The 12,154-nt window shown below is 66.3% G+C and carries 9 protein-coding genes and 1 tRNA gene; 4 read left to right on the plus strand and 6 right to left on the minus strand.

The window, feature by feature from the left end; translation table 11 throughout:
- Positions 1 to 2: 2 nt before the first annotated feature.
- Positions 3 to 143 carry a hypothetical protein gene (locus tag VIL42_10960; protein HEY8593365.1) on the minus strand — a complete coding sequence of 47 codons (141 nt, stop codon included), beginning with the start codon at positions 141 to 143 and terminating at the stop codon, positions 3 to 5.
- Positions 144 to 172: 29 nt separating this feature from the next.
- Here VIL42_10960 and addA point away from each other — a divergent pair, with 29 nt between their 5' ends.
- The gene (gene addA / locus VIL42_10965) at positions 173 to 3,583 is read left to right on the plus strand and encodes a double-strand break repair helicase AddA (GenBank protein ID HEY8593366.1); all 3,411 of its coding nucleotides are present in this window, start codon (positions 173 to 175) and stop codon (positions 3,581 to 3,583) included.
- A 56-nt stretch (positions 3,584 to 3,639) separates the two neighbouring features.
- On the plus strand, positions 3,640 to 3,960 hold the full coding sequence (gene trxA / locus VIL42_10970) for a thioredoxin TrxA (protein ID HEY8593367.1): 321 nt from the start codon (positions 3,640 to 3,642) through the stop codon (positions 3,958 to 3,960).
- Positions 3,961 to 3,966: 6 nt separating this feature from the next.
- Here trxA and VIL42_10975 read toward each other — a convergent pair whose 3' ends face one another.
- Complete coding sequence (locus tag VIL42_10975; GenBank protein HEY8593368.1) at positions 3,967 to 4,410, minus strand: GFA family protein; 444 nt, start codon at positions 4,408 to 4,410, stop codon at positions 3,967 to 3,969.
- Between the two features lie 123 nt (positions 4,411 to 4,533).
- On the opposite strand from VIL42_10975, the gene secA reads away from it, so the two are divergent.
- Complete coding sequence (secA, locus tag VIL42_10980) at positions 4,534 to 7,269, plus strand: preprotein translocase subunit SecA (protein ID HEY8593369.1); 2,736 nt, start codon at positions 4,534 to 4,536, stop codon at positions 7,267 to 7,269.
- A 17-nt stretch (positions 7,270 to 7,286) separates the two neighbouring features.
- Positions 7,287 to 10,400, plus strand: a complete 3,114-nt coding sequence (putA, locus tag VIL42_10985; GenBank protein ID HEY8593370.1) for a bifunctional proline dehydrogenase/L-glutamate gamma-semialdehyde dehydrogenase PutA — start codon at positions 7,287 to 7,289, stop codon at positions 10,398 to 10,400.
- Here the strand turns inward: putA and VIL42_10990 are convergent.
- From VIL42_10990 to VIL42_11005, 4 genes are all read right to left on the minus strand, one after another.
- Entirely contained in the window at positions 10,397 to 10,852 is a 456-nt protein-coding gene (locus tag VIL42_10990; protein HEY8593371.1) for a BLUF domain-containing protein, read from the minus strand. The genes putA and VIL42_10990 overlap by 4 nt on opposite strands.
- A 107-nt stretch (positions 10,853 to 10,959) precedes the next feature.
- On the minus strand, positions 10,960 to 11,106 hold the full coding sequence (locus VIL42_10995) for a DUF1660 family phage protein (GenBank protein ID HEY8593372.1): 147 nt from the start codon (positions 11,104 to 11,106) through the stop codon (positions 10,960 to 10,962).
- A gap of 48 nt (positions 11,107 to 11,154) precedes the next feature.
- A tRNA-Asn gene (locus VIL42_11000) sits at positions 11,155 to 11,229 on the minus strand.
- A 95-nt stretch (positions 11,230 to 11,324) separates the two neighbouring features.
- Positions 11,325 to 12,080: an NAD kinase gene (locus VIL42_11005; protein HEY8593373.1), complete on the minus strand. Its 756-nt coding sequence runs from the start codon at positions 12,078 to 12,080 to the stop codon at positions 11,325 to 11,327.
- Between the last annotated feature and the right edge of the window lie 74 nt (positions 12,081 to 12,154).

Here is a 12,154-nt window from a genome sequence, read left to right on the forward strand (position 1 = left end):
GCCTAGCTGCGCGGCTTCTTCTTGACCTTGGAGGCGTAGAGAAGCGCGGCGACGATCGCCGCCGATCCGACCCCGACTGCTACACCGGCCTTGCGCAGCTTGGCGCTGCGCTGTTCGCTCGCTTTGTCGTCTTCGTCGCTCATGGTCCTGCTTTTATGGCGGGGCGCACCGCATGAGCAAGCCTTTCAAGCCGCTTCCGGAGCTGAGGGACGAGCAGGCGCTGGCGGCCGAGCCGACCGCGCACGTGGCGCTGTCGGCGTCGGCGGGCACCGGCAAGACGCAGGTGCTGACCGCGCGGGTGCTGCGGCTGCTGCTGAAGGGCGCGCGACCGGAGTCGATCCTCTGCCTGACCTTTACCAAGGCGGCGGCGGCGGAGATGGCCAACCGGATCGGCGCGCGGCTCGCGACCTGGGTGCGGCTGAAGGACAGCGAGCTTGCGACCGACCTCGACCATCTCGGCGAGTCGGCCGATCCCCGGACCCGAGAGCGGGCGCGGCAGCTGTTCGCGCGGGTGCTCGATTGCCCGGGCGGGCTGAAGATCCAGACCATCCACGCCTTTGCCCAGTCGCTGCTTGCCGCCTTTCCGGCGGAGGCGGGGATCACGCCGGGGTTCCAGCCGATCGAAGGCAGGGCCGAGCAGGAGCTTGTGCGGCGGACGTTGGCGGAGCTGATGGCGAATGCCGAGGAGCGCGGGGACGAGCAGCTGATCTGCGACGTTCAGTGCCTGAGCCGCCGGCTGGGCGAGGCTGGGGCGGTCGAATATCTCCAGGCCTGCGCGAGGAAGCCGGAAGCGATGGAGGCGTTCGGCAGCTCGGCGGCGATCGAGCCCAAGCTGCGGGCGCTGATGAACCTGCCAGACGGATCGGTGGAAGATTATCTGCGTACGCGCTGCGCCGACGATGGCTTCGACTGCGACCTGCTGCGGGCGATTGCCAGTGCCAATCGGCAGTGGGGCACCAGCACCGGCACGAAGATCGTCGACGTGATCGAGCGCTGGCTGGCGATGGGCGCCGACGCGCGCGCCCAAGCGCTGCCCGAAGTCGCCTCAATCGTCTTCACCGCCAAGGGTGAGCTCAAGCAGGTGCAGAAGGGGCAGTTGAAAGCCGACCCTTCTTACGACCGCCATGTCGAGAGGCTCGCGGCGGCGGTGGCGGAGTTGCTTCAGATCCAACGTGCATCCAGGCTTGCTGCCGACATGGCGGCGGGGCTGCGGGCGGGGCAGGCGTTCGCCGGGGCGTACACACGGGCGAAGCGCGCGGCGGGGGTCGCCGACTTCAACGACCTCATCGACTGGACGCGCAAATTGCTGGCGCAGGACGGCATGGGCGACTGGGTTCGCTACAAGCTCGACCGCGAGGTCGACCATGTGCTCGTCGATGAAGCGCAGGACACGAATGCTGCGCAGTGGGAGATCATCGAAAAGCTGGTCGAGGAATATTTCAGCGGGTCGAGCGAGGCCGAGCGGCGGACGCGGACCCTGTTCATGGTCGGCGATTTCAAGCAGGCGATCTACGGTTTCCAGGGCACCGACCCCAAGCGCTTCCGCGAGGCGCGCCGGCACTTCCAGGGGCTGGCCGAACAGCTTTCCGAAGCGGAGGAGGATGCCACCGAGTTCCGGAACCTCTCCATTGCGGCCAGCTTTCGCTCGGCTCAGCCGGTGCTCGACGTGGTCGATGGCGCGATCGATACGCTCGGCGCCGAAGCGCTTGCCCTGAGTGCGCCACCGCCGCGCCACCGGGCTTTTCACAGCCAGCGGCCGGGCCAAGTGGAGCTGTGGCAGCCCTTTGCGCCCGAGGTCGAGGAAGAAGGCGACGAAGGCGAGGAGAGCTGGGTCAGCCTGCGGGCGCGGCAATATGCGCAGTCGCTGGCCGAGCGCATCCGGGCCATGGTTGAGGAGGCGCCGGTGCTGCCTTCGACCGGCAAGCCGCTGACGCCCGGCGACATATTGGTGCTGGTGCGAAGCCGCGGCGAGCTGGCGTCGCTGATCGTCGCCCGACTCTTTTCCGCGGGAGTGCCGGTCGCCGGCGTCGACCGCCTCCATTTGCACGAGCCCTTGGCGGTGCAGGACCTGCTCGCCGCCGTGAAGTTCGCGGTGCAGCCGAACGATGACCTCAGCGTCGCCTGCCTGCTCGTCTCGCCGCTGATCGGCTGGGACCAGGAGCAACTTCGCCAGCTTGCGTACGGGCGCGACGGCAAGAAGCTGTGGGCCGAGCTGCGCCGCCGCGCGGGCGAGAGCGACGCGTTCGGCGCGGCGTACGAGGTGCTCAGCGAATTGCTGCGGATCGCCGATTTCACGACGCCGGCGGTGTTCCTCGAAACCATCCTGTCCGGGCCGATGCAGGGGCGGCACAAGCTCTACGCGCGGCTCGGCATGGCGGCGCGCGACCCGATCGACGAGCTGGTCAACAGCGCGCTGGAATTCGAGCGGAACGAGACGCCCTCGCTCGACCGCTTCCTCGCGTGGTTCTCGCTCGGCACGGTCGACGTGCAGCGCGACCCCGGCCGGCCCGGCAATGAAGTGCGGGTGATGACGGTGCATGGCGCCAAGGGGCTCGAAGCGCCAGTCGTGATTCTCGCCGACGCAACGGCCGACCCGGCTAAGCTCGGGCGGACGCCGATCACGCTGGATTTCGACGTCGAGGGGACGGGTGCGGCGCCGCTCCTGCGCCCGAAGAAGGACGAGCGCTGCGCTCCGTTCGAGGAGAAGATTGCCGAGGAGGAGAAGCGCGACCTCGAGGAGCATTGGCGGCTGCTTTACGTAGCGCTGACGCGGGCCGCCGACCGGCTGGTGGTCGCCGGGGTGGCACCCAAGCCAAAGAAGGACGGGTCCGAAGCGCGTCCGCAGAACTGCTGGCACGTGACTGTCGAGCGCGCGCTGACGTCGCTGAACGCCGAGCCCGCCGCTCACGGGCATTGGGGGACGGGGCTGGTCTATGGCAATGCCGGGACGCGCGCTCGTGCCGCGGTGGCAAAAAGCGAAGCATCGCCGTCGGCGGTACCGGATTGGGCACGCACGCGGGCGCCGCCTGAAGCGCGGCCGCCGCGGCCGCTCGCGCCTTCTGCGATCGCCACGGACGACGAGGCCGCGCCGCCGCCCACCGAAGCCATGCGCGCCGCCGCTCAGCGCGGGACATGGATCCACCAGCTGCTGGAGCGGCTGCCTGCGGTGCCGGCGGCAGACCGCGCAGCCGCTGCCGAGCGCTGGCTGGAACGCTCTGCCGGCCTGGCCGACCCCCATCTTCGCGGCGAGATCGTGCAGCAGGTGTCCGGCATTCTTTCGGACGCGCGCTTTTCGACGCTGTTCGGGGAGGGCTCTTTGGGCGAAGCGCCGCTTGCCGCAACCTTGCCCGACGGCCGGGTGATCGCCGGAACGGTGGACCGGCTGCTGATCGACGATCGATCGGTTTCGGTCATCGACTTCAAGACCGGTCGGGTGCCCGCTTCCGAAGCCGAGGTCCCGAAGTCCCACCTTGAACAGATGCGGGCCTATTCGGAAGCGCTGCGGGTGATCTTCCCCGGCCGGCAGGTTCGCGCGACCTTGCTCTACACGGCCGGGCCCAAGTTGCTGGAAGTGACGCCTTGAGCGCCTAGCGGCGAACGCCCATATGCACGTTAACTTTTGCAGGAGATGCTTTCCCCATGGCTACCAAGTCCGTCACCGACGACAGCTTTGCCACCGACGTTCTCGGCGCCGACAAGCCGGTCCTGGTCGATTTCTGGGCGGAATGGTGCGGGCCGTGCCGGATGATCGCCCCGGCGCTCGAGGAGATTTCGAACGAGCTGGGCGAGAAGGTCACCATCGCCAAGCTGAACATTGACGAGAACCCGGACATCCCCGGCCGCTATGGCGTGAGAGGCATTCCGACCATGCTGCTGTTCAAGGGCGGCCAGCCCGTCGCGCAGAAGGTCGGCGCCGCGCCGCGCAGCCAGATCCAGCAATGGCTCGAGGGCAACCTCTAAAGCTGATCAGTCGCCCGGGGGCTCGGTCCCGCTGAGCCCCCGCGTACCCGGGCGGAACTTGTCGTGCCGGGGTAGTTCGTCCTTCGGCTCGAACCAGCCAATCTTGCTCCCCCAGAAGATATGGAAGCCTGGGCCGATCGCTTCCGGTTCGTCGAGTGTTGCGACGCTGAAGTCCACCGTCTCGGGCTGGTGATCGACCTTCATCAGGAAGGGCGTGCCGCATTTCCCGCAGAACTCCCGGTGTCCGAAGCTGGAGGATGGCACCGACTTCACCGTGTCGCCTCCCTGAGTCCACACGAGGTCCCCTTCAGGCACGCTTGCGAACACCATCGCGGGCGCGCCGCTGCTCAGCTGGCAAGTCCGGCAATGGCAGTAACCCGTATCGAACGGCTCCGACCGAAGCTTGTAGCGCACCGCTCCGCACAGGCATCCGCCGGTCAGTCCCGCCATTTGTTCACGGCTCCTTTAATTGACTAGGGCTAGGCCGCTCCTTACATCGCCGGGCGCGGTTTCCGGTAGACGCGTTGGCGACAATTTCGCCGCATCCAACGTCCGGACTTTTAAGGGATTTCAATGTTCGCCTCAGTGGCAAAGAGCATCTTCGGATCGGCCAACGACCGGTATGTCCGCGGGCTTGGCAAGACTGTCGACGCGATCAACGCGCTCGAGACCAATATCCAGGCTTTGTCGGACGACGAGCTGAAGGCGCAGACGGAGCGCTTCCGCGAGCGGCTGGCGAACGGCGAGAAGCTCGACAATTTGCTGCCCGAAGCATTCGCGACCGTGCGCGAGGCGGCGGTCCGCGTCCTTGGCCAGCGCCACTATGACGTCCAGCTGATCGGCGGCATCGCCCTTCACCGCGGCGAGATCGCCGAGATGAAGACGGGCGAAGGCAAGACGCTCGTCGCCACGCTCGCCACCTATCTGAACGCGCTGGAAGGCAAGGGCGTCCACGTCGTCACCGTGAACGACTATCTCGCCCGCCGCGACGCGGAATGGATGGGGCAGATCTACCGCTTCCTCGGCCTGACGGTCGGCGTGATCATCCCGAACCTTACGGAGCCGGAGCGTCGCGACGCCTATAATTGCGACATCACCTACGCGACGAACAATGAGCTCGGCTTCGACTACCTTCGCGACAATATGAAATACAGCCGCGACCAGATGGTCCAGCGGCCCTTCAACTTCGCCATCGTCGACGAGGTGGACTCGATCCTGATCGACGAGGCGCGCACGCCGCTGATCATTTCCGGCCCGACGGACGACAAGTCCGACCTCTACATCTCGGTCGACAAGATCGTGAAGACGCTCCAGCCGGCGGACTACGACCTCGACGAGAAGCAGAAGAGCGTCGTGCTGACCGAGGAAGGCACGGAGAAGGCCGAGCGGATGCTCGAGGAAGCGGGCCTGATCGAAGGCCGCAACCTCTATGACATCGCCAACACGCAGGTCGTCCACCACCTGAACCAGTCGCTCAAGGCGAACGTCATGTTCCGCAAGGACATCGACTATATCGTCAAGGACGAGAAGGTCGTCATCATCGACGAATTTACCGGCCGAATGATGGACGGACGGCGCTGGTCGGACGGTCTCCACCAGGCGGTCGAGGCGAAGGAAGGCGTGGCGATCGAGCCGGAGAACCAGACGCTCGCCTCGATTACCTTCCAGAACTATTTCCGCATGTATCCGAAGCTGTCGGGCATGACCGGCACGGCGATGACCGAAGCGCCGGAATTCTTCGACATCTACAAGATGAACGTGGTCGCGATCCCGACCAACGTGCCGGTCCAGCGCAAGGACGAGGACGACGTCTTCTACAAGACGATGACCGAGAAGTTCGCGGCGATCGCCAAGGAGCTGAAGGAAAAGCAGGAGCTCGGCCAGCCGGTGCTGGTTGGCACCGTCTCGATCGAGAAGTCCGAGATGCTTTCGGAATATCTCCAGAGCCAGGGCGTCAAGCACACGGTGCTCAATGCCCGCTTCCACGAGAGCGAAGCGCATATCGTGGCGCAGGCGGGCCGCATCGGCGCGGTGACCATCGCCACCAACATGGCCGGCCGCGGCACCGACATTCAGCTCGGCGGCAACCTCGAGTTCCGGATGCAGGACGAGTTCCCGGCGCTTGAGGCGGGCACGCCGGAATATGAAGCCCAGGCGGAGAAGATCCGCGCGGAGATCATCGAAGAGAAAAAGCGCGTGCTGGAACTCGGCGGCCTCTACGTGCTCGGCACCGAGCGCCATGAAAGCCGGCGCATCGACAATCAGCTGCGCGGCCGTTCCGGACGCCAGGGCGACCCGGGCCTCAGCAAATTCTACCTCAGCCTCGACGACGATTTGCTGCGCATCTTCGGCCCGCAGACCATGTTCGCGCGGCTGATGAACAAGAATTTGGAGGACGGCGAAGCGATCGTCAGCCCCTGGATCAGCAAGGCGATCGAGACTGCGCAAAAGAAGGTCGAAGCGCGCAACTACGACATCCGCAAGCAGGTCGTCGAATTCGACGACGTGATGAACGACCAGCGCAAGGTCATCTACGAGCAGCGCTCCGACATCATGGACGCGGAAAGCGTCGGCGAGACGATCGAGGACATGCGCGCGGAGACCGCGGCAGCGATCGTCCTGGTGAACTGCCCGGAGGGGACATACCCGGAGCAGTGGAATGTCGACGGGCTGAAGGAGAGCCTGCAGGTCGTCTTCGGCCTCGAGCCGCCGATCGACGATTGGCTGCAGGAAGAGGCGGTCGACCCGGAAATGGTCATGGAGCGGGTGCAGAAGCTCGCCGACGAGAAGATGCAGGCGAAGCTCGCCGAGGTGGAGCCCGAGCAATGGACCAACCTCGAGAAGCAGATCCTCATCCAGACGCTCGACCATCACTGGAAGGAGCATCTGGCGACGCTCGACGCGCTGCGTCAGGTCATCCACCTGCGCAGCTATGCGCAGAAGAAGCCGATCGACGAATATAAGCAGGAAGCCTTCCTGCTGTTCGAGCGGCTGCTGGTCGCGATCCGCGAGGAAGTGACGCGGATCCTGATGAATGCGCAGATGCAGCTGGAGCCGCCGCCGATGCCGGAGCTGCCGGACTTCATCACCCAGCATCTCGATCCCTTCTCGGGCGACGACGACACGGCGGACATTGACGCGTCGACCGGCGCGGTGATGTCGAACATCCCGTTCGGCAACATCCCGCAGCCGCAGATGCCGCAGTCCGCTGGCCAAGGCGGGGTCGCCGAAGCGCCGCTCAGCCGCAACGCGCCGTGCCCGTGCGGGTCGGGCAAGAAGTACAAGCATTGCCACGGGCAGCTGGCCTAGCCGCGCCGGCGGTGCCGGTGGCCCAGATCGACCGCAGCCGGGTCCGCGAGGCTTACCGCGCGGACGAGGAGCGGGTCGCCGCCGAGCGGATCGAGCAGGCGCGGCTGGAGCCCGGCCAGCTCGGCGAAGCGACGGCGATGGCGCGCGCGCTCGTGAAGGGCGTGCGGGGGCACAAGCCGTCGGGCGTCGACGCTTTCCTGCATGCCTACGACCTCGGCTCCGAAGAAGGCATTGCGATGATGTGCCTGGCCGAGGCGCTGCTTCGGATCCCGGATGCGCATACCGCAGACGAGCTGATCGCCGACAAGCTGGCGGGGCCGGACTGGTCGGACCAGCTCGGCAAGTCGGGGTCGGCGTTCGTCAATGCCGCGACCTTCTCGCTGCTGCTGACCGGCAAGGTGCTGGAAGGCGCCAACGACCGGTCGAGCAATTGGAAGGCGGCGCTCGGGCGCGCGGTCGGGCGGCTCGGCGAGCCGGTGGTGCGCACCGCGGTGCGCGAAGCGATGAAGATCCTCGGCCGGAATTTCGTGTTCGGCCGCGACATCGATGAAGCGCTGAAGCGGGCAGCGCCCGAGCGGCGGCAGGGGCTGAGCCATAGCTTCGACATGCTGGGCGAGGCGGCCAAGACCTATGCCGACGCCGAGCGCTATGCGCAGTCGTACCGCGCTGCGCTCGACAGGATTGCTCAAGAGGCACAGGAAGGTTTTCGCCGCTCCCCGGGAATTTCGGTCAAGTTGACCGCGCTCCATCCGCGCTTCGAGTGGAGCCACGCCGAGGAAGCCGTCGCTGCCGTCGTCCCGGTGGTGCGCGAGCTGGCGTTGAAGGCATCGCGTGCCGACGTTCACCTGACGATCGACGCTGAAGAGGCGGACCGGCTCGAGCTGCAGATGGACGTGTTCGAGGCGTTGCTCGCCAACGACGAGCTGTTCGCGAACGGCTGGGGCGGGTTCGGGATTGCGCTGCAGGGATACCAGAAGCGCGCCGCGCCCTTGTGCGACTGGGTGATCGACGCGGCGCGGGCGCACGGCCGCAAGCTGATGGTGCGGCTGGTCAAGGGTGCTTACTGGGATACCGAGATCAAGGCCGCGCAGGTCGGCGGACTGCCCGATTATCCGGTGTTCACGCGCAAGATCGGCACCGACGTGTCCTACCTCGCCTGCGCGAAGAAGCTGCTTGCGGCGGAAGACGCGATCTATCCGGCATTCGCGACGCACAATGCGAATACGATCGCCCAGGTGAAGGCGCTCGCCGGCGGCCGTGAGTTCGAGTTCCAGCGCCTGCACGGCATGGGCGAGGAGCTGTACGACCAGGTCGCGAAGCTGGAGCGCGCCATCGGCGACAAGCCGACGCCGGTGCGCATCTACGCGCCGGTGGGCAGCCACAAGGAATTGCTCGCTTATCTGGTCCGCCGGCTCCTGGAGAACGGGGCCAATAGCTCGTTCGTCAACCGCATCGCCGACGAGCAGGTCTCGGCCGAGGAGCTGGTGCGCGACCCCGTCGCGGAGCTGAGCGCGCTGGAGCCGAAGCGCAATCCCAAGATCATCCTGCCGCGCGACGTGTTCGGTGTGCAGCGGCACAACAGCGCCGGGTGCGACCTGTCGGACCCGCTGGTGCGCGAACCGTTGCTCCAGCGACTGAGCGCGCTGGAGAGCCGCAGCTGGAGCGCCAAGCCGTCGATCGGCGCCGGGACGGAGAAACCGGTTACGTCGCCGCACGACCGGCGCATCACGGTCGGCAGCGTGTTCGAAGCGAGCGCGGAGGACGTCGACCGGATGGTGCGGGCCGCCCATGCGGCGCAGGTCGCCTGGGACATGCGCGGCGGCGACGAGCGGGCGCGGCTTCTCGAGCGGACCGCCGACCTCTTCGAAGACAATCGCGAGCTCTTCTATTCGCTGTGCATTCGCGAGGCGGGCAAGACGCTTCCGGACGCCGTGCTGGAAGTCCGCGAGGCGGTCGATTTCCTTCGCTTCTACGCCGCGGAAGCGCGGCGCCAGTTTGTCGCGCCGCTTCCGCTGCCCGGGCCGACGGGCGAGCATAATGAGCTTCGCCTGCACGGACGCGGCGTGTTCGCCTGCATCAGCCCGTGGAATTTTCCGCTGGCGATCTTCATCGGTCCGGTTGCCGCGGCGCTGGCAGCGGGGAACACCGCCATCGCCAAGCCTGCCGAGCAGACGCCCCTTATCGGCGCCTTTGCCGTCGAATTGATGCACCGCGCCGGCGTCCCAAGCGATGTCGTCCAGCTTGCGCCGGGCGATGGGCGCGTCGGTGCGGCGCTGACCGGCCATCCGCTGCTCGGCGGCGTGGCGTTCACGGGGTCGACGGAAACGGCGCGGCTGATCAACCGCCAGCTGGCTGAGCGGGACGGCCCGATCATCCCGTTCATCGCCGAAACGGGCGGGCAGAATTCAATGATCGTCGATTCCTCGGCGCTTCCGGAGCAGGTCGCGCGCGACGTCGTCTCGTCGGCCTTCCAGAGCGCTGGCCAGCGCTGCTCGGCATGCCGCGTCGTCTTCGTCCAGGAGGATGTCGCCGACGGGATCATCGAGATGATCGCGGGCGCGGCGCAAGCGCTCAAGGTCGGCGACCCGCGCGACCTTGCGACCGATGTCGGCCCGGTGATCGACGAGGAAGCAAAGCAGGCGCTCGATGAGCACCTCGCCTGGCTCGACGCCAATGCGAAAAGGATCGTCCGCCTGCCGCAACCCAACGAGGCTGCGCACGGCAGCTTTGTTTCCCCGGCAATGTACGAAATCCGGTCGCTCAGCGAACTCAACCGCGAGAATTTTGGGCCGATCCTGCACGTCATCCGCTTCGCCGGCGACAAGCTCGACAAGGTGGTCGAGCAGATCAACGCCACCGGCTACGGCCTGACGCTTGGGCTTCAGAGCCGGATCGACACGGTTCGTGACTATGTCGAGGAACATGCGCGGGTCGGCAATTTTTACGTCAACCGCAACCAGATCGGCGCGGTGGTCGAAAGCCAGCCGTTTGGCGGCGAGGGACTTTCCGGCACCGGACCGAAGGCCGGCGGCCCACATTATGTGGCGCGCTTCGCGATCGAGCGGGTGACCTGCATCGACACGACCGCAGCGGGCGGCAATGCCAGCCTGATGGCCTCGATCGACGCCTAGGCGCTTCGCCGGACCTCAGGCCAGGCCGCCGGTGCCTGGTAGCGCTCGTCGGCGATGAACAGGCGGGCGAAGCTGCGGATCTGATTCCTGATCTGCCCGTCTTCGACATGGTTCGTGAGGTGGTGGACGAGATCCGGGAAACGGTCGAACTCGCCCAGGCGCGGCTCGCTTCGGAAGGCCATGGACCAGCCGTCGAACGACGGCTTCGGAATGATCCGGTTCAACAGGGTGCTCACGCCCAGGTGACGGCGGTCGGCGCGGATGCTCGCGTAAAGTCGGTCCACCGCGTCCCTCGGCCCTTCGATGATCTGCATGTAGCGGTTGCCGCCGGCAACGAGCAGCCCGGTGATCTGGTCGCGGCGGTTATTGATGCGCGAGGTAATGAGGATGTTGTGGATCAGCTGGTTGGTCTGCGGCTCTGCGGCGGTGCTGAAATAAGCGATCTGGCGCACTGGATCGGCTCCCCCTTGTGGAAGCCGCCCCTTGGCGGGTCTTTGCTTGTCGCGCGATTGACGATGGGTCCGGAACGGATGCTTCACTGCTGAGCGAGCGGGAGCTTCTAGTTCTCCCAATCGCCCCGGATCCGGCGAACCATCTCCACGCCGCACCTCTTGCACTCGGTCACGACGCGCTGCCGGTCATAGTCGAAGCGGAGGTTTCGCATCGCGGGCTTGTGGCCAAACAGGCGGCACAGGTAGAACAGCATGGTGCCGGCAGGTCCAATGGGAGAGCTGGCGCTCCCGAGACGGAAGAATGGCTCCCCGGGCCTGATTCGAACAGGCGGCCGTCCGATTAACAGTCGGATGCTCTACCGCTGAGCTACCGGGGAACACCTCTGACGAAGCGTCGCGGCTAAATAGCGAACGGGACCTCAAAGGCAAGTAGTCCGTGCTCAAATTGCGCCCCGGCAATTCTGCGCGCGGACTATGTCGCGAACTGCTCCATCGTGATCCGCTCGTCGAGCGCATGTTCGGGATCGAACAGGAGGGTCAGCGACTGTTCGCGGTCGAGGCGGATGTCGACACGCACGACATCGCGGACCTCGATCTGATCGGCGACGGCCGAAACGGGCCGGTTCTCGGGCTCAAGGATCCGCAAACAGACCGCCGTATCGTCGGGCAGGATGGCGCCGGACCAGCGGCGCGGGCGGAAGGGGCTGATCGGCGTTAGGGCAAGCATCCTGGCCGCCAGCGGCAGAATTGGGCCCCGGGCAGAGAGGTTGTAGGCCGTCGAGCCCGCGGGCGTGGCGACGAGAACGCCGTCGCAAGCGAGTTCCGGCAGCGCGACGCGGCCGTTGACGCTGACTTCGATCTTCGCGGTCTGGCGCGTTTCGCGGAGCAGCGAGACTTCGTTGATCGCAGCATGGGTGAAGCTCTCGCCGGATACGGTGGTCGCACACATTTCGAGCGGCGCGACATGGATCGGCTTGGCCGCGCCGATCCGGTCCGCAAGCCCATCGATCCGCCAGTCGTTCATGAGGAAGCCGACGGTGCCGCGGTTGATGCCGAACACCGGCTTGTTGGGGCATTCGCCCTGAAGCATCCGGTGGAGCGTGTGGAGCATGAAGCCGTCGCCGCCGAGCGCGATCATCACTTCGGCGTGGTCGGCGGGAGCAAAGGAATAGCGGCGGCGGAGCATCGCTTCGGCAGCCTGCGCGACCTCGCGGTTCGAGGCGAGCAGGCCGATGCCGCGGCTTGCGAGGTCGATGACCCCCTTGGCGCCTGGTGTCGATGCGTCGGCGTTCAAACCTCTGC

This window comes from Sphingomicrobium sp. (assembly GCA_036563485.1).
GTDB lineage: Bacteria > Pseudomonadota > Alphaproteobacteria > Sphingomonadales > Sphingomonadaceae > Sphingomicrobium.

What these genes read in the sequence shown, in the direction of transcription:
- VIL42_10960 (HEY8593365.1), bottom strand. Translation starts at nt 143, where the DNA reads ATGAGCGACGAAGACGACAAAGCGAGCGAACAGCGCAGCGCCAAGCTG.
- addA (HEY8593366.1), top strand. Translation starts at nt 173, where the DNA reads ATGAGCAAGCCTTTCAAGCCGCTTCCGGAGCTGAGGGACGAGCAGGCG.
- trxA (HEY8593367.1), top strand. Translation starts at nt 3,640, where the DNA reads ATGGCTACCAAGTCCGTCACCGACGACAGCTTTGCCACCGACGTTCTC.
- VIL42_10975 (HEY8593368.1), bottom strand. Translation starts at nt 4,410, where the DNA reads ATGGCGGGACTGACCGGCGGATGCCTGTGCGGAGCGGTGCGCTACAAG.
- secA (HEY8593369.1), top strand. Translation starts at nt 4,534, where the DNA reads ATGTTCGCCTCAGTGGCAAAGAGCATCTTCGGATCGGCCAACGACCGG.
- VIL42_10995 (HEY8593372.1), bottom strand. Translation starts at nt 11,106, where the DNA reads ATGCTGTTCTACCTGTGCCGCCTGTTTGGCCACAAGCCCGCGATGCGA.